The sequence below is a fragment of the Polynucleobacter sp. 73C-SIWE genome (assembly GCF_018882465.1).
Taxonomy (GTDB): Bacteria; Pseudomonadota; Gammaproteobacteria; order Burkholderiales; family Burkholderiaceae; genus Polynucleobacter.
In genome coordinates, this window is sequence record NZ_JACVOK010000001.1 from 523870 (window position 1) to 542876 (window position 19007).

At 47.0% G+C, this 19007-nt stretch carries 15 protein-coding genes, 1 tRNA gene and 1 pseudogene; all 17 read right to left on the reverse strand.

Annotation, left to right across the window (positions count from 1 at the left end; translation table 11 throughout):
- Positions 1-315 carry a 50S ribosomal protein L23 gene (rplW, locus tag ICN17_RS02765; RefSeq protein WP_068947693.1) on the reverse strand — a complete coding sequence of 105 codons (315 nt, stop codon included), beginning with the start codon at positions 313-315 and terminating at the stop codon, positions 1-3.
- Positions 312-932: a 50S ribosomal protein L4 gene (gene rplD, locus ICN17_RS02770; RefSeq protein ID WP_087908798.1), complete on the reverse strand. Its 621-nt coding sequence runs from the start codon at positions 930-932 to the stop codon at positions 312-314. The genes rplW and rplD overlap by 4 nt, the downstream gene beginning before the upstream one ends.
- An 11-nt stretch (positions 933-943) precedes the next feature.
- The gene (gene rplC / locus ICN17_RS02775) at positions 944-1600 is read right to left on the reverse strand and encodes a 50S ribosomal protein L3 (protein WP_087908909.1); all 657 of its coding nucleotides are present in this window, start codon (positions 1598-1600) and stop codon (positions 944-946) included.
- Positions 1601-1797: 197 nt separating this feature from the next.
- Complete coding sequence (gene rpsJ, locus ICN17_RS02780) at positions 1798-2109, reverse strand: 30S ribosomal protein S10 (protein WP_011901899.1); 312 nt, start codon at positions 2107-2109, stop codon at positions 1798-1800.
- 117 nt (positions 2110-2226) lie between these two features.
- A complete protein-coding gene (tuf, locus tag ICN17_RS02785; protein ID WP_087908789.1) occupies positions 2227-3417 on the reverse strand; it encodes an elongation factor Tu in 1191 nt (396 codons plus the stop codon).
- Between the two features lie 49 nt (positions 3418-3466).
- A complete protein-coding gene (gene fusA / locus ICN17_RS02790; protein WP_087908797.1) occupies positions 3467-5569 on the reverse strand; it encodes an elongation factor G in 2103 nt (700 codons plus the stop codon).
- Positions 5570-5596: 27 nt separating this feature from the next.
- Positions 5597-6067 carry a 30S ribosomal protein S7 gene (gene rpsG, locus ICN17_RS02795; RefSeq protein ID WP_068320103.1) on the reverse strand — a complete coding sequence of 157 codons (471 nt, stop codon included), beginning with the start codon at positions 6065-6067 and terminating at the stop codon, positions 5597-5599.
- A 159-nt stretch (positions 6068-6226) separates the two neighbouring features.
- Positions 6227-6607: a 30S ribosomal protein S12 gene (gene rpsL / locus ICN17_RS02800; RefSeq protein WP_068947691.1), complete on the reverse strand. Its 381-nt coding sequence runs from the start codon at positions 6605-6607 to the stop codon at positions 6227-6229.
- A gap of 176 nt (positions 6608-6783) precedes the next feature.
- Positions 6784-11046, reverse strand: coding sequence for a DNA-directed RNA polymerase subunit beta' (rpoC, locus tag ICN17_RS02805; protein ID WP_216236637.1), 4263 nt, complete (start codon positions 11044-11046; stop codon positions 6784-6786).
- A 1-nt stretch (position 11047) separates the two neighbouring features.
- On the reverse strand, positions 11048-15148 hold the full coding sequence (gene rpoB, locus ICN17_RS02810) for a DNA-directed RNA polymerase subunit beta (protein WP_087908795.1): 4101 nt from the start codon (positions 15146-15148) through the stop codon (positions 11048-11050).
- A 227-nt stretch (positions 15149-15375) separates the two neighbouring features.
- Positions 15376-15753: a 50S ribosomal protein L7/L12 gene (rplL, locus tag ICN17_RS02815; RefSeq protein WP_087908794.1), complete on the reverse strand. Its 378-nt coding sequence runs from the start codon at positions 15751-15753 to the stop codon at positions 15376-15378.
- Positions 15754-15909: 156 nt separating this feature from the next.
- A pseudogene (gene rplJ, locus ICN17_RS02820) lies at positions 15910-16428 on the reverse strand (50S ribosomal protein L10); the annotation flags it as partial.
- A gap of 237 nt (positions 16429-16665) precedes the next feature.
- Positions 16666-17367, reverse strand: coding sequence for a 50S ribosomal protein L1 (gene rplA / locus ICN17_RS02825; RefSeq protein ID WP_216236064.1), 702 nt, complete (start codon positions 17365-17367; stop codon positions 16666-16668).
- A gap of 2 nt (positions 17368-17369) precedes the next feature.
- On the reverse strand, positions 17370-17801 hold the full coding sequence (gene rplK / locus ICN17_RS02830; protein ID WP_011901890.1) for a 50S ribosomal protein L11: 432 nt from the start codon (positions 17799-17801) through the stop codon (positions 17370-17372).
- A gap of 147 nt (positions 17802-17948) precedes the next feature.
- Positions 17949-18521, reverse strand: coding sequence for a transcription termination/antitermination protein NusG (nusG, locus tag ICN17_RS02835; protein ID WP_087908791.1), 573 nt, complete (start codon positions 18519-18521; stop codon positions 17949-17951).
- Positions 18522-18528: 7 nt separating this feature from the next.
- On the reverse strand, positions 18529-18906 hold the full coding sequence (gene secE, locus ICN17_RS02840) for a preprotein translocase subunit SecE (protein WP_216236065.1): 378 nt from the start codon (positions 18904-18906) through the stop codon (positions 18529-18531).
- A 20-nt stretch (positions 18907-18926) separates the two neighbouring features.
- Positions 18927-19002, reverse strand: a tRNA-Trp gene (locus ICN17_RS02845).
- Between the last annotated feature and the right edge of the window lie 5 nt (positions 19003-19007).

Consider the following 19007-nt stretch of genomic DNA (forward strand, 5'->3'; position numbering starts at 1 on the left):
TTAATTCGCCTCCGCTTCAAAGTTAATTTCTTGACCTGGCTTCAAATTCACATAGGCCTTCTTAGTGTGGTCACGACGACCTTCAAAACGGCCATAGCGCTTGGGCTTACCTTTTTGATTCACGATTTGAACTGAGTCAACTTGCACTTTGAAGAGCAATTCAACTGCTTGTTTCACATCGCTCTTGTTAGCATCGCGAGCAACTTGGAAAACTACTTGTTCGTTTTTCTCTGCAACCATAGTGGCTTTTTCAGAGATAACAGGACCAAGCAGAACCTTCATTAGGTTGTGATCGTTTTTACGGACTTGGCTCATTTCAGCAACTCCTCAATTTTTGCGATCGCTGCTTTGCTTACCAATACCTTTTTGTATTGAACCAAAGCCAATGGATCAGCGTGCTGTGGCTCAACAACGGCAACTTTATGTAAGTTACGTGATGCCAAGTACAAATTCTCGCTAACCTGATCAACAATGATCAAGACTGAATCCAAGCCCATTGCTTTAACTTTGTCAGCTAAAACTTTAGTCTTTGGAGCATCAAGATTAAATTGATCAACTACATTCAAACGACCTTCGCGAGCCAACTGAGACAAAATTGATCTCATACCAGCGCGGTACATTTTCTTGTTTACTTTTTGGCTGAAATTCTCTTCAGGAGAATTTGGGAATATACGACCACCTCCACGCCACAGCGGGGAAGAGCTCATACCAGCACGTGCACGACCAGTACCTTTTTGACGCCAAGGTTTTTTGGTTGTGTGCTTAACTTGCTCACGGTCTTTTTGTGCACGGTTACCGCTACGTGCATTTGCTTGGTAAGCCACTACAACCTGGTGTACCAATGCTTCGTTATATTCGCGCTCGAATACTTCTGGTGAGGCTTGTACGCCTGCACCTAGAGTACCGTTGTCTTGGAGAAGCTTAAGTTCCATATTCGCTCTCCTTATTTCTTCTTCAACGGTGTTTTCACCGCTGGAGTAACAATAACTTTACCGCCTGGGGCACCTGGAATGGCGCCTTTAACCATGATGAGATTACGTTCTGCATCAATGCGTGCGATGACTAAATTTTGTACGGTACGTGTAACGTCACCAAGGTGGCCAGTCATGCGCTTACCTGGGAAAACACGACCTGGATCTTGTGCCATACCGATAGAGCCTGGTACGTTGTGTGAACGTGAGTTACCGTGGGATGCGCGACCAGAAGCGAAGTGATAACGCTTGATGGTACCTGCGTAGCCTTTACCGATAGAAACACCTTGCACGTCCACTTTTTGACCAGCAGTAAATGCAGCTTCAGCAGGAATTACTTGTCCTGGTGTCATTTCTGCAATTTTTGCTGCGTCTAATTGGAATTCGTTGAGACCGTTACCAGCCATCACCCCTGCTTTAGCGAAGTGACCAGCCATTGCTTTGGTAACGCGAGTAGCTCTACGTGTGCCATGTGCCAACTGGATAGCATCATAGCCATCAGTTGCCTGGGTCTTGATTTGAGCGACTCTGTTGTCGCTCACGTCGATTACGGTCACGGGAATTGAATCCCCTTCGTCCGTAAATAGACGGGTCATGCCGACCTTGCGGCCGATTAAGCCTAAGCTCATATTCATGCTCCACGCCGACTTCGATTGGTCGGCAAAATTAATTTAAGTGATTTACAAGTAAAAGTACTTCTAAATCAATAACTTACAACGTTTTTAATGCTGATAAAGCCTAAATTTCCGCCCAAATAATTGAGCGAAGCCTTAGATTCTATCCCGAAAGTCCAGTCTTGGCAATAGCAAAGACTGGAAAAACTACATTACTGCAGCTTAATTTCGACGTCCACACCTGCTGGGAGGTCTAATTTCATCAAAGCATCTACAGTTTTCTCAGTAGGATCAACGATATCCATCAAACGGAGATGGGTACGGATCTCTAATTGATCGCGAGATGTCTTGTTCACGTGTGGTGAACGCAAGATATCAAAACGCTCAATACGGGTTGGCAAAGGTACTGGACCCTTAACAACCGCACCAGTACGCTTTGCTGTATCAACGATTTCAGCTGCAGACTGGTCGATCAAACGGTAATCAAATGCTTTAAGGCGAATACGAATTTTTTGGTTTTGCATATTAATTCCAAAGAGCGGTGTGGTGCTGCCACGTTATACATCTAAAGAGCACGGTGACATCAGCAGCACTGATGTCACCGGTTAGCAAACCGCTAAAAATTATTTACTTCTACTTCCTTAAGCCAAAATCTTTGCAACCACGCCGGCGCCAACAGTACGGCCACCTTCACGGATCGCAAAACGTAAACCTTCTTCCATCGCGATTGGCGCGATGAGTTTGACGGTAATCGTGACGTTATCACCAGGCATCACCATTTCTTTGTCTTTTGGCAACTCAATAGAACCGGTTACGTCCGTTGTGCGGAAGTAAAACTGGGGACGATAGTTGTTAAAGAATGGAGTATGACGACCACCTTCATCTTTACCCAAGATGTAAACCTCGGCTGTAAAGTGGGTATGTGGGGTGATGGAGCCTGGCTTAGCCAATACTTGGCCGCGCTCAACTTCTTCACGTTTTGTACCGCGTAACAAGATACCAACGTTATCGCCTGCTTGACCTTGGTCGAGCAATTTGCGGAACATTTCAACACCAGTACAAGTAGTTTTCAATGTTGGCTTGATACCGATAATTTCGATCTCTTCACCAACCTTAACGATACCGCGCTCGATACGGCCTGTTACTACAGTACCGCGACCAGAGATGGAGAACACATCTTCTACTGGCATCAAGAACGCACCATCAATAGCGCGCTCTGGAGTTGGGATGTAAGTGTCTAATGCTTCGGCCAATTTCATGATGGCTTCTTTGCCCAATGGGCCTTCGTCGCCTTCCAAAGCTAACTTAGCAGAACCTTGGATGATTGGTGTGTCATCGCCTGGGAAGTCATACTTAGATAGAAGCTCACGCACTTCCATTTCAACTAACTCGAGCAATTCAGCATCATCAACCATGTCGCACTTGTTCAAGAAAACGACGATGTAAGGAACACCTACTTGGCGTGCCAAGAGGATGTGCTCACGGGTTTGTGGCATTGGGCCGTCAGCTGCAGAGCAAACCAAAATAGCGCCGTCCATCTGAGCAGCACCAGTAATCATGTTCTTCACGTAGTCAGCATGTCCTGGGCAATCTACGTGAGCATAGTGACGATTGGCTGTCTCATACTCAACGTGCGCTGTATTAATCGTAATACCGCGGGCTTTTTCTTCTGGAGCAGCATCGATCTGATCGTATGCTTTTGCTTCGCCACCGAATGCTTTTGAGAGCACGGTTGCAATTGCTGCTGTCAATGTCGTTTTACCGTGGTCAACGTGACCGATGGTGCCTACGTTTACGTGCGGTTTTGTCCGCTCGAATTTTTCTTTTGCCATTTTTGTCTGCCTTCTTAGCTAGTCAATATTCAAAATTAATGTGGATAAATTACTTCGCTTTAGCAGCCATAACTGCTTCAGCAACGTTCTTAGGTGCTTCGGAATAATGCTTAAATTCCATGGTGTAGGTAGCGCGACCTTGGGTCAACGAGCGCAAGCCAGTTGAATAACCAAACATCTCTGCCAATGGCACTTCAGCGCGAACGATCTTGCCGCCCCCTGGAATGTCATCCATACCTTGCAAAATACCGCGACGTGATGAGAGGTCGCCCATTACGTTACCCATGAAATCTTCTGGTGTTTCAACTTCAACAGCCATCATTGGTTCAAGCAACACTGGTGATGCTTTGCGCATACCGTCTTTGAATGCCATCGAACCCGCCATCTTAAATGCGTTTTCGTTGGAGTCAACATCATGGTATGAACCGAAGAATAATGTTGCTTTGATATCTACAACTGGATAGCCAGCCAAAATACCGGAATTCAATGTTTCGATAATTCCTTTTTCTACTGCAGGGATGTATTCACGTGGAACAACACCACCCTTAATAGCATCAACGAATTCAAAACCTTTACCTGGGGCTTGTGGCTCAAGCTTGAGTACCACGTGGCCATACTGACCGCGACCACCAGACTGCTTAACAAACTTACCTTCGATCTCTTCGCAAACTTTACGAATTGTTTCGCGGTAAGCAACTTGTGGCTTACCGACAGTTGCTTCTACGCTGAACTCGCGCTTCATACGGTCAACCAAAATTTCCAAGTGGAGCTCGCCCATTCCAGAAATAATGGTTTGGCCTGATTCTTCATCAGTCTTCACACGGAAAGAAGGATCTTCTTGTGCCAAGCGATTCAAAGCAAGGCCCATTTTTTCTTGGTCAGCTTTTGTCTTTGGCTCAACAGCCTGTGAGATCACTGGCTCTGGGAATACCATGCGCTCCAAAATCACGATACTGTCTGGATCACACAAAGTTTCGCCAGTTGTTGCATCTTTAAGACCAACAGCTGCAGCGATATCACCTGCATAAACTTCTTTAATTTCTTCACGTTGGTTTGCATGCATCTGCAATAAACGACCAACACGCTCTTTCTTACCCTTAATTGGGTTATAGATGGTGTCGCCAGACTTCATTACGCCTGAGTAAACGCGGAAGAAGATGAGCTGGCCAACAAATGGGTCAGTCATGATCTTGAATGCCAATGCAGAAAACTTCGCGCTATCAGATGCTTCACGCGTAGCAGGTGAACCGTCTTCCAATTCGCATGGAACTGGTGGCACGTCTAATGGGGATGGGAGCAATTCAACTACTGCATCCAACATCGCCTGAACGCCTTTGTTTTTGAATGCGGTTCCGCACAACATTGGAACGATTTCATTAGCAATAGTACGTTGACGCAATGCGCCTTTAATTTCTTCTTCGGTTAAGCCTTCGCCACCGAGATATTTTTCCATCAACTCTTCTGAGCTCTCCGCAGCAGCTTCGAGCATTTTCTCGCGCCACTCTTCAGCAGAAGCTTGCAATTCTGCAGGAATATCTTCGTAAGTGAACTTAGTGCCTTGTGAAGCCTCATCCCAGTAGATGGCCTTCATCTTCACCAAGTCAACAACGCCTTTGAAGTTTTCTTCTGCGCCGATTGGAATCTGGATCAAGATTGGGTTTGCCTTGAGGCGAGTCTTCATTTGGTCATAGACCTTGAAGAAGTTCGCGCCAGTGCGGTCCATCTTATTCACAAAAGCCAAACGGGGAACTTGATACTTGTTAGCTTGACGCCAAACTGTTTCTGACTGTGGCTGTACTCCACCTACCGCACAGTAAACCATGCAAGCGCCATCCAAAACGCGCATCGAGCGCTCAACTTCAATAGTGAAGTCTACGTGTCCTGGGGTATCAATAATGTTGATACGGTGCTCAGGCATTGTTCCTGCCATACCCTTCCAGAACGTGGTGGTAGCAGCAGAAGTAATCGTGATACCACGCTCTTGCTCTTGCTCCATCCAGTCCATGGTAGCTGCGCCATCATGTACTTCACCGATTTTGTGATTAACACCGGTGTAGAACAAAACGCGTTCTGTAGTAGTTGTCTTGCCTGCGTCAATGTGCGCAGAAATACCAATATTGCGGTATTTGTCGATGGGGGTTTTACGTGCCACTGTTGGTGCCTTTTCTTAACTATTGGATTAGAAGCGGAAATGTGAGAAAGCTTTATTAGCTTCTGCCATACGGTGAACTTCTTCACGCTTCTTCATTGCGCCGCCACGACCTTCAGCAGCTTCTAATAATTCGTTGGCTAAACGTTGAGCCATCGATTTTTCGCCACGCTTCTTAGCGGCTTCGCGCAACCAGCGCATTGCCAAGGCGGAACGACGTGATGGACGAACTTCAACAGGAACTTGATAGTTAGCACCACCAACACGACGGCTCTTAACCTCAACCATTGGCTTAACGTTGCCCATGGCGGTTGAAAAAATTTCGAGTGGTTCTTTATTTGCTTTTTTCTCGATGTGATCAAAGGCACCGTAAACGATACGCTCTGCAACCGATTTCTTGCCGTCCAACATCAGGACGTTCATGAATTTAGCTACTTCAACATTGCCGAATTTTGGATCCGGCAAAATTTCCCGTTTGGGAACTTCACGACGACGTGGCATAACTACTCCTTCAGTTCAGTTAGGGGTGGCTCACATGAATCACCCGCTCCGGTTGCCCTACTATTTAGAAAAACTTCTAAACGGAACAACCACTTACTTGTCTTTTGAGTCTGACAAACAACGACTTACTACAAAAAACTACTGCTTAACTCTTAAAAATTAAGCAGCTTTCTTAGCGCGCTTAGCACCGTACTTAGAACGGGCTTGCTTACGATCTTTAACGCCTTGCAGGTCCAAAGAACCGCGAACGATGTGATAACGCACACCTGGCAAGTCCTTTACACGACCACCGCGGATCAACACTACTGAGTGTTCCTGGAGGTTATGGCCTTCACCACCAATGTATGAAATCACTTCAAAACCATTGGTTAAGCGAACTTTGGCTACTTTACGAAGCGCAGAGTTAGGCTTTTTAGGAGTGGTTGTGTACACACGTGTACATACACCACGGCGCTGCGGGCTGTTTTGCAGCGCAGGGCTCTTGCTTTTAACGGTAAGCCTTGTTCTTGGCTTGCGTAATAATTGATTAATTGTTGGCATAAAATAGCTCGGTTAGTACTTCTTTGTTGCTTTCTTTAAGAAAATCAATGACTTAGAGAATTTCTAGGTCAAAAAGACCCTCTTCTGAATCAGTAGAACTCAGCATTCTAGCTTGGCCAGCCTTTTCCGTCAACCTCGAAGGAAAAAACTGGCCATTTCTGGCCAGAATTACCAAATTAGCTTGGATCAGCCTCCCCAGTAGGAGCAACGACTTCAGCCTCAATTTCTACAGGCATATTGGCCATTGCCTCCTCTTCGGCGGCAATCATTTGAGCGCGATCGCGCTCAAATTGCTCCCTGACCTTGCGTGCACGGCGATAAGACAAGCCGGTACCAGCAGGGATCAGACGACCAATAATGACGTTTTCCTTGAGTCCGCGGAGTGTGTCGGTCTTGCCCATAATTGCGGCTTCGGTCAATACACGAGTGGTTTCTTGGAAAGAAGCCGCTGAAATAAAGCTGTCGGTCGACAAGGATGCCTTAGTAATACCTAGCAATACGTTGTCGAACTGAGCTGGGTGCTTACCTTGGGCAATCACAGCATCGTTAGCGTCATACAGCTTAGAGCGCTCAACTTGTTCACCAGTGATAAAGGATGTATCGCCTGGATCAGTTACCTGAACACGACGCAACATCTGACGCACGATGACTTCAATGTGCTTGTCATTAATCTTCACACCCTGGAGACGATAAACGTCCTGTACTTCATCAACAATGTAGATTGCCAACTCTTCGATACCTTTGAGAGTCAAGATGTCATGCGGATCGGCAGGGCCTTCCACAATCATCTCGCCCTTATTCACAACTTGACCGTCATGAACAAGAACTTGCTTCTCTTTCGGAATCAAGAATTCATTGGCTTCGCCGTCCATATCAGTAATCACCAAACGTTGTTTACCTTTGGTTTCTTTACCGAAGGAAACTGTTCCAGTAACTTTCGCCAATACGGCTGCATCTTTTGGTGAACGTGCTTCGAACAATTCTGCAACGCGTGGCAAACCACCGGTAATGTCGCGAGTCTTCTGTGATTCGATTGGAATACGAGCCAACACTTCACCAACTTCAACCTTCTGACCATCTTTAACAGTAATCAAGGCGCCCACTTGGAGGCCAATGTTTACTGGGTGATCAGTACCGGCGATCATAACTTCGTTACCCTTTTCATCAACTAAGTTGATCATTGGGCGAACGCCTTTGCTTGCAGCAGAGCGACGCTTACCGTCAATTACCACCAAAGTGGAAAGACCAGTAACCTCATCAACCTGCTTAGCAACGGTTACGCCTTCTTCAACGTTGTCAAAGCGAGCCACCCCAGCATACTCAGAAATAATCGGACGTGTTAATGGATCCCAGGTTGCCAAGCTTGCGCCAGCCTTAACCGGTGCATCCTCTTTCAACAAGAGAGTTGCACCGTAAGGCACTTTATGACGCTCGCGCTCGCGACCATTCTCGTCAACGATCAAGGCTTCGCCAGAGCGTGAAATCACGATCTGCTCACCCTTCGCGTTCTTCACAACACGCATCGTACCGGAGAACTTCAGGGCACCGTTAGACTTGGCTTCAATATTGCTTGCAACCAAAGCACGTGACGCTGCACCACCGATGTGGAAGGTACGCATAGTCAACTGTGTGCCTGGCTCACCAATGGACTGAGCAGCGATAACGCCTACTGCCTCGCCAACGTTTACCAAACCACCGCGACCTAAGTCACGTCCGTAGCACTTAGCGCACAAACCGAAGCGAGTTAAACAAGACAATACTGTGCGAACTTTAACTTCGTCGATACCCAATGCCACGATTTGATCAACATGATCTTCATCAAGCAAGGTGTCATTCGGAACGATGACTTCTTGTGTGTCTGGATGAACGATATCACCGATACATACACGACCCAAAATACGGTCACGCAATGCTTCGATAATTTCGCCGCCTTCAACAAGCGCTTTCATTGTTACGCCGGAAGTTGCACCGCAATCTTCTTCAATAACCACGAGGTCTTGAGTAACGTCGCACAAACGACGTGTCAAGTAACCAGAGTTTGCTGTCTTCAACGCTGTATCAGCCAGACCCTTACGAGCACCGTGAGTTGAGATGAAGTATTGCAATACGTTCAAACCTTCACGGAAGTTCGCAGTAATTGGGGTTTCAATGATGGAGCCATCTGGCTTAGCCATCAAACCACGCATACCGGCCAACTGACGAATCTGTGCTGCAGATCCACGCGCACCAGAATCCGCCATCATGTAGATGGAGTTAAAGGATTCTTGACGCACAGTCTTGCCGTTACGGTCGAGCACGTCAACGTGTGACAACTCATCCATCATTGCCTTACCAACTTGGTCGCCTGCAGCACCCCAAATATCAACCACGTTGTTATAACGCTCTTGATTGGTTACAAGGCCTGACATGAACTGCTTGTCATACTCTTTAACCTTGGCAGAAGCCTCGGTGATGATGCGCTCTTTAGAAGTTGGGATCAACATATCGTCAATCGCAACAGAGATACCAGCATTGGTCGCCAAACGGAAACCAGACTGCAAGAGACGGTCAGCAAAAATCACTGTTTCACGCAAACCGCACTTACGGAACGAAGTGTTGATCAAGCGTGAGATTTCTTTTTTCTTCAAAGGCTTGTTGATTTCCTCGAAAGACATGCCTTTAGGCAGAATTTCAGACAAGATTGCACGGCCAACTGATGTTTGATAGATCTTGGTCTTCTGGACAAAACGCGCATCGCCTTCTGCCTTCTTATCCACGATCTCATACTCAGTAATACGCACAGCAACACGAGAAGCCAATTCAACCTGACCTGCTTCGTATGCGCGTACTACCTCAGTAATGTTGGCGAAAACCATGCCTTCGCCCTTACCGTTGATCTTGTCGCGTGTAGCGTAGTACAGACCCAACACCACGTCCTGTGAAGGAACGATTGATGGCTCGCCGTTAGCTGGGAACAATACGTTGTTCGAAGCCAACATCAAGGTACGTGCTTCCATTTGCGCTTCGAGCGACAAAGGAACGTGAACCGCCATTTGGTCACCGTCAAAGTCCGCGTTAAATGCCGCGCAGACTAATGGGTGCAATTGGATTGCTTTACCTTCAATCAGCATTGGCTCGAAAGCCTGGATACCGAGACGGTGCAATGTAGGCGCACGGTTGAGCATGATTGGGTGTTCACGAATCACTTCTTCGAGAATGTCCCAAACGATTGGAGTCTGACTTTCAACTTCTTTCTTTGCAGCCTTAATCGTGGTTGCAATTCCTAAAGTCTCAAGCTTGTTGAAAATAAATGGCTTGAATAATTCCAAAGCCATCAATTTTGGTAAGCCGCACTGATGCAATTTCAATGTCGGACCAACCACGATGACTGAACGACCAGAGTAGTCAACACGTTTACCCAACAAGTTTTGACGGAAACGACCGCTCTTACCTTTGATCATCTCAGCCAAGGACTTGAGAGGACGCTTGTTAGCGCCAGTCATAGCCTTACCACGACGACCGTTGTCGAGTAATGAGTCAACCGCTTCTTGCAACATGCGTTTTTCGTTACGAACGATGATCTCTGGTGCGCGCAACTCTAACAAACGCTTTAAACGGTTATTACGGTTGATCACACGACGATAGAGGTCGTTCAAATCGGAGGTAGCAAAGCGACCGCCATCCAATGGCACCAATGGGCGCAATTCAGGCGGCAATACTGGCAATACTTCCATGATCATCCAGTCAGGCTTAATACCTGAAGTCTGGAACGCCTCAAGCACTTTTAAGCGCTTAGCGTATTTCTTGATCTTGGCATCGCTACCAGTAGCTTTCAAGTCAGCACGAATCGTCTCTACTTCACGATCGATATCAATCGAACGCAAGAGATCACGAATGCCTTCCGCGCCCATGATGGCGGTGAACGCACCGTCACCATACTCTTCAGTCTTAGCAATATATTCATCTTCAGACATAATCTGACCGCGCTTCATCGCGCCCTCAGGAGTCATGCCAGGATCAACCACTACATATGCTTCAAAGTAGAGAACGCGCTCGATATCACGCAATGTCATATCGAGAACCATACCCAAACGGGATGGCAGGGACTTCAAGAACCAGATGTGCGCTACAGGGGCTGCCAACTCAATGTGGCCCATGCGCTCACGGCGTACCTTAGCGAGAGTAACTTCAACGCCGCACTTCTCACAGATAACGCCGCGGAACTTTAAGCGCTTGTACTTACCGCATAAGCACTCGTAGTCTTTGGTTGGTCCAAAAATCTTGGCGCAGAACAAACCATCACGCTCGGGCTTAAAAGTTCGATAGTTGATGGTTTCTGGTTTGCGTACTTCACCAAAAGACCATGAGCGAATTTTCTCAGGAGATGCGAGACCAATTTTGATGACATCAAACTGTTCTTCGCCCTGCGTTTGCTTAAATAAATCGAGCAATGCTTTCATATCAGTTGCGCTCCATGTCAATGTCAATACCCAACGAACGGATTTCTTTTACCAGCACGTTGAAGGATTCGGGCATGCCAGCATCAATCGTGTGCTCGCCCTTGACGATGTTTTCGTAAACCTTGGTACGGCCTGCGACGTCATCGGACTTCACTGTCAGCATTTCCTGCAAGACATATGAAGCGCCGTATGCTTCGAGGGCCCAAACTTCCATCTCACCAAAGCGCTGACCACCAAACTGGGCTTTACCGCCCAATGGCTGTTGCGTTACTAATGAGTAAGGTCCGGTTGAACGTGCATGCATCTTGTCGTCGACCAAATGGTGGAGTTTCAAGACATGCATTACACCAACAGTTACTGGACGCTCAAATTGATCGCCAGTACGGCCGTCGCACAAAATCATTTGCTGACGTGATGGAGTCATCTTCAAAGATGTCGCAACATCTTGTGGATAAGCCAACTCGAGCATGCGTCCGATTTCTGCTTCAGTAGCGCCGTCAAACACTGGTGTTGCAAATGGCAAGCCCTGGCGAAGATTCTCGGCCAAAACAGTAATTTGCTCATCAGTGAAATTATCGATGTCTTCGATACGACCAGTTTCGTTGTAAAGCTGCTTGAAGAACTTACGTAATTCAGTTTGCTTAGCGTGTTCGCGAACCATCTCGTCGATACGCTTACCAATACCTTGGGCAGCCCAACCTAAGTGGGTTTCCAAGATCTGGCCAACGTTCATACGGGAAGGAACACCTAATGGGTTCAAGACGATGTCTACAGGGCGTCCGTCAGCCATAAATGGCATGTCTTCTGCAGGGGCGATTTTAGAAACCACGCCCTTGTTACCGTGACGACCAGCCATCTTGTCACCAGGCTGTAAGCGACGCTTAACAGCCAAGTACACCTTCACCATCTTCGTTACGCCAGGCTGCAAATCATCGCCCTGGGTAAGCTTGGTACGCTTCTCTTCAAAAGCCTCATCAAACTGCTTACGCTTCGCTTCAATAGAAGATTTAATTGCCTCAACTTGAGAAGCAACATCATCATCTGATGGACGAATATCAAACCAATGGTATTTATCCAAATCAGCAAGGTAATCCTTGTCGATCTTGGTGCCTTTAGCTAACTTCTTAGGGCCGCCGTTAGCAACTTTGCCAACCAACAGTTTTTCTAAACGCATGAAGGCATCGCCTTCAACAATACGCAACTGGTCGTTTAAGTCCAAACGATAGCGTTGTAATTCTTCTTGAATGATTGACTGTGCGCGGGCATCGCGCTCAATACCTTCACGGGTGAAGACTTGAACATCAATCACGGTACCAATCATTCCTGAAGGAACACGCAAAGAAGTATCTTTAACGTCAGATGCCTTTTCACCGAAGATCGCACGGAGGAGCTTCTCTTCTGGAGTGAGAGTAGTCTCGCCCTTTGGAGTTACCTTACCAACCAATACGTCGCCAGCTTCAACTTCAGCACCGATGTAAACGATACCGCTCTCATCCAAGCGGGAGAGTTGTGACTCTGCCAAATTGGAGATATCGCGAGTAATTTCTTCTGAACCAAGCTTGGTATCACGAGCAACAACCGACAACTCTTCAATATGAATAGAGGTATAACGGTCATCAGCAACCACTTTTTCAGAGATCAAGATTGAATCTTCGAAGTTGTAACCGTTCCATGGCATAAACGCCACAGTCATGTTTTGACCCAAGGCCAATTCGCCTAGATCGGTAGATGCGCCGTCAGCAACTACGTCGCCACGGGCTACACGATCGCCAACCTTAACGATTGGACGTTGATTGATATTGGTATTTTGGTTTGAACGGGTGTATTTGATGAGGTTATAAATATCCACACCAACTTCACCGGCCGCAGTTTCATCATCATTGACGCGAATAACGACACGGTTTGCATCAACGTAATCCACGATACCGCCGCGGTTAGCCAATACAACAGTGCCGGAGTCAACCGCAACAATTCGCTCTAAACCAGTACCAACCAATGGCTTGTCTGGACGCAAGCAAGGAACTGCTTGACGCTGCATGTTCGCGCCCATCAAGGCACGGTTCGCATCATCGTGCTCTAAGAATGGAACAAGTGAGGCCGCAGCAGAAACGATCTGACTAGGAGCAACGTCGATGAAATCGATGCGCTCCGGGCTAACCATCATGGTTTCACCAGCTTGACGAGCAGAAACCAATTCGTCAGCCAATTTACCGTTTTTGTCGATCGTTGCATTCGCCTGAGCGATCACATACTTGGCTTCTTCAATCGCAGAGAGGTAAACCACTTCATCGCTTACCTTGCTATTAGAAACCTTGCGGTATGGAGTCTCGAGGAAGCCATGCTCATTCAAACGTGCAAATAGCGCGAGTGAGTTGATCAAACCAATGTTTGGTCCTTCTGGAGTTTCGATTGGGCAAACGCGTCCGTAGTGGGTTGGATGCACGTCACGCACTTCGAAGCCTGCGCGCTCGCGGGTCAAACCACCAGGTCCCAATGCAGAAATACGACGCTTGTGGGTGATCTCTGAAAGTGGGTTGGTTTGGTCCATAAACTGGGACAACTGCGAGGAACCGAAGAACTCACGAATAGCGGAAGAGATTGGCTTGCTATTAATCAAATCATGCGGCATGAGGTTTTCTGTTTCGGCTTGACCGAGACGTTCTTTAACCGCACGCTCGACACGTGACAAACCAGCACGGAATTGGTTTTCAGCCAATTCGCCAACGCAACGTACACGACGATTACCTAAGTGATCGATATCGTCTACTTCACCTTTGCCGTTACGTAAATCTACGAGAGACTTAATCGTGTCGAGAATATCTTCGTTTGAGAGAACCATTGGACCTTCCATTTCTGGACGGTTCAAACGGCTATTGACCTTCATACGGCCAACACGAGATAAATCGTATGTATCTTCGCTATAGAACAAGCGCTGGAACAACGCTTCAACAGCATCTTCTGTTGGAGGCTCACCAGGACGCATCATGCGGTAGATAGCGATACGTGCTGCTGTTTGATCAGCAGTTTCGTCTGTACGCAATGTCTGAGAAATGTACGCACCAGAATCCAAGTCGTTGGTATAAATAGTTTCCAACTGCTTGATGCCAGCATCGCGCAATGTAGCCAATAACTCTTCAGTGATTTCATCATTAGCGTAAGCCAAGATTTCACCAGAATCTGGATCAACAATATTGCGCGCAACCACACGACCAACCAAATAGTCATCTGGTACAGCGATCGTTTTTGTCTTAGCAGCTTCGAGTTCACGAATATGCTTTGCATTAATACGCTTGTCTTTTTGAATGACTACCACGCCATTCTTATCGAGCACATCAAAGTTAGCCAATTGGCCGCGCAAACGCTCTGGAACAAATTCCATTGAGGCGCCATTAGCGGTCAACGCGAAATGATCAAAATTGAAGAAATTCGCAAGAATCTGTTCGTTATTTAAACCAATTGCTTTGAGCAAAATGGTGACAGGCATCTTACGACGACGGTCAACGCGGAAATACAGAATATCTTTTGGATCAAACTCGAAATCGAGCCATGAGCCACGGTAAGGAATGATGCGTGCTGAGAACAGCAACTTACCTGAGCTATGTGTCTTGCCCTTATCGTGTTCAAAGAACACGCCTGGGGAACGATGCAACTGAGAAACGATCACGCGCTCAGTGCCATTGATCACGAAAGAGCCGTTTTCTGTCATGAGCGGAATTTCACCCATGTAGACTTCGCTCTCTTTTACTTCTTTAACCTTAGTCGGCGCTTCGCGATCATAAATAATCAAGCGAACTTTTGCGCGTAAGGCAGAGTGGTATGTGTAACCACGTTGTTGACATTCTTTAACGTCAAATGGTGGCTGTGATAACTGGTACGACACGTATTCCATACGTGCATAGCCATTGTTAGACACAATTGGGAATGCTGATGTAAAGGCAGCTTGAAGCCCCTCAGTAAGACGAGACATTGCTGGCTTTTCAGCCTGTAAAAATTTAGCGTAGGATTCCAGCTGCGTTGCGATCAGGTACGGAACCTGGTGGTTATTTACTCGCTTAGCAAAGCTTTTACGGACTCGCTTGCGTTCGGTGAAGCTATAGTTCATTTCATCTCCGAATTCAGCGACTGTACAAAGATTTGGCGATTGGCCACTACCAATCACTGGCGGACAACACTAAATCGTAAAGATCTAGTGTCCGACCAAACTTGCATTCTGCAGTCGTATCAGAAGGCAAACCCGATTTCAATCAGAAATGAAATCGGGTTTGACCACTAATGGTCAAACCCAATGTAGCTAACGCCCCTTTTTGGGAAGCGCTAGCAAAGTTTGTATTACTTGAGTTCTGCTTTAGCGCCAGCTTCTTCAAGCTTCTTCTTGGCTTCTTCAGCAGTTTTCTTGTCAACAGCTTCTTTGATTGGCTTCGGTGCACCGTCAACCAAGTCCTTAGCTTCTTTCAAGCCAAGACCAGTAATTTCGCGAACTGCCTTAATTACTGATACCTTGTTTGCGCCAGCTTCGAGCAAGTTAACAGTGAATTCTGTCTGCTCTTCAGCAGCAGCACCGCCACCGCCTGCTCCAGCAGGACCAGCAACAGCCATCGCCGCAGCTGAAACGCCAAACTTCTCTTCGAACGCTTTAACCAAGTCGTTCAAATCCATAACGGACATGCTACCTACTGCATCAATGATTTCTTCTTTAGTAATCGCCATTTTTAGCTCCTAATACTTAAATAGTTAATCTGTCGCTTATTCAGCGGCAGGGGTTTCGTTTGCTTCTGTTCCAGCTTCTGGGGCTGCGGCTGCAGGCTCAGCGGCTGCTTCAGGAGCTGCGGCTTCAGCAACGACTGCTGCTGGGGCTGCTGCTTCTGCTACAGGTGCTGCTACCGGAGCGGGTGCTCCAGCTGCCTTTTGTGCTGCTACTGCGCCCAATACGCGAGCCATCGCAGATACCGGCGCCAACATCACACCTAGCAACTGAGACAACAACTCGTCGCGGCTTGGAATAGTTGCGAGCGCTTTTACGCCTGCAACGTCTAACAACTTGCCGTTATATAAGCCAGCTTTAATGACTAGCAAATCTTGAGTCTTAGCAAAGCCCTGCAATACTTTTGCCGAAGCAATCGGATCAGCAGAGATGCCGTAAATCAAGGGGCCAACCATCGAATCAGCAAGAGGCTCAAACTGTGTGCCTTGTGCAGCACGGCGTGCCAATGTGTTCTTCAAAACGCGAAGATATACACCTTGGTCACGTGCGCTAGCACGTAGCTTTGTCAACTGCTCTACTGGAATACCACGGTATTCAGCGAGCACGACAGTTTGGGCTCCAGCCAATTGAGCGCCGACATCAGCAACAATCGCTTTTTTGTCTTGTACATTCAAAGGCACGGTTTAACTCCATAAAAACCAACTGTTTCCAGTTGGGGTTACACACCAGCGTCTGATCATTTGTTCACAAAGACTCTTGTGAAAATCTTTTCAGGGTCGCCATCTGCGCTGGCTATTACTTTCGTAACGATTAAGAATTAACTCTTTACAAGCAACTAACTCACCAACGGTCTTTGATGTTCGACTCCCACTCAAAGAGCAGGAGTCGACCCAAAGTTCTTTTTTGTTACAAGCTACTTATTGAGCTGCCTGTAACGATGCTTGGTCTACACGTACGCCTGCACCCATGGTGCTGCTTACGGCAACCTTCTTTAAGTAAATTCCCTTAGATGCAGGTGGCTTTGCTTTATTCAAAGCCTCGAGCAATGCGAGCAAGTTTGACTTCAATGCAGTCGGCTCGAATGAACGACGACCAATGCTTGCGTGCACGATACCGGCCTTGTCCACACGGAACTGAACTTGACCAGCTTTTGCATTCTTCACTGCGGTAGCAACGTCAGGAGTCACAGTTCCGACTTTTGGATTCGGCATCAAGCCACGTGGGCCCAATACTTGACCTAAAGTACCAACAATTTTCATTGTGTCTGGAGATGCGATCAAAACGTCGAAATCAATTTTGCCGCCTTTAATTTGCTCAGCAAGATCTTCCATGCCAACGATTTCTGCACCAGCAGCTTTAGCTTGTTCAGCTTTTTCGCCTTGTGCAAAAACAGCAACACGAACATGCTTACCTGTACCAGCTGGGAGCACTACTGCGCCACGCACAACTTGGTCAGATTTCTTAGCATCAATACCCAACTGAACAGCAACGTCAATAGACTCATCAAACTTAGCAGTTGCGCACTCTTTAACGAGGCTCAATGCATCTTCTAATGAATAGAACCTGTTGCGATCAACCTTAGATTGAATTGCTTTAACGCGTTTAGATAATTTAGTCATGATTAGAGACCTTCCACAGTGATGCCCATGGAACGGGCGCTACCAGCGATTGTTCTAACAGCTGCGTCCATATCGGCTGCTGTCAAATCTGGCATTTTTGCTTTAGCGATTTCTTCCGCTTGAGCACGTGTAATTTTTCCTACCTTATCGGTATGAGGACGTGGTGATCCTTTTTCGATCTTTGCAGCCTTCTTAATCATGATGGTTGCTGGAGGAGTCTTCATGATGAATGTGAAGCTCTTATCAGCGAACGCTGTAATCACGACTGGAATTGGCAGGCCAGGTTCCATGCTCTGAGTTTGAGCATTAAACGCCTTACAGAATTCCATGATGTTAAGACCGCGCTGACCCAATGCTGGGCCTACGGGTGGTGATGGATTTGCTTTACCTGCAGGGATCTGCAGTTTGATAAAGCCAATAATCTTCTTTGCCATGTGTGCTCCTTAAAGCGCGCCTAACCTCATTAGGAAAGACCGCCGTTGAGTAAACGCTTCGCTAGTTTTTGGCTTTCTAGCTCCGCTCCTCGGTTATTGCTAACCACTTAAACTACTGCACTGCAAAACAGGACTAAGCCCTTGTTTTTACATCTTTTCTACCTGACCGAACTCCAGCTCAACTGGGGTACCGCGGCCAAATATTGTAACAGAAACGCGTAATCTTGACTTCTCATAGTTCACTTCCTCAACGTTTCCGTTGAAGTCTGTAAACGGACCTTCTTTAACGCGGACCATCTCACCCACCTCAAATAGGGTCTTAGGCTTAGGTTTATCCACCCCAGCCTGCATTTGATCCATGATTTTGGTAACTTCTGCGGTAGAAATCGGGCTTGGTCGGTTGCGAACACCGCCTACGAAACCGGTCACTTTTGGGGTATTTTTCACCAAATGCCAGCTCTCATCGGTCATTTCCATCTCAATCAGGACATATCCTGGGAAGAAACGACGCTCTGTTACTGATTTTGTGCCGGATTTGATCTCCACAACCTCTTCGGAAGGGACCAAAATACGGCCAAATTTCTCGGGCATGCCAGAACGTGCAATACGCTCTTCAAGGCCCTTTTTGACGCTCTTTTCCATACCGGAATAGGCGTGAATAACGTACCAGCGCATATTGCCAGTAGCTTGTGGATTTGCGGCTACTTCAGAATCAATCATTTTTTACTCACTTCCAGCCTAAAAAGACTGAAAAAACTAGCCATTCAATCAATTTGTCTGCAATCCATAAAAACAGGGACATGATCACAACAAAGCCAAATACGACTAGAGTCATTTGGGTGGTCTCTTTACGAGTCGGCCAAACAACCTTTTTTACTTCATACCAAGAATCTTTCGCATAGGCGATAAAGCGACGCCCATCCGGTGAAATTGCCACAATCAAAACTGCAGCAGCAATGCCTCCAAACAAAACACCCAAGCGCACCCATAAAGATTGATCGATGAGCGTGTAGTAAAGAACTAACGCAGCAACAACGATTAAAGCAGCGAGTCCTGAGACCCAGCTGCTCTTTTCTTCAGATTGACTTACAGTTTGTTGAGACATATTACTTTCAGTTCAAATCGTGGCAGGGGCGGAGGGCATCGAACCCCCAACCTTTGGTTTTGGAGACCAACGCTCTGCCAATTGAGCTACACCCCTTTATT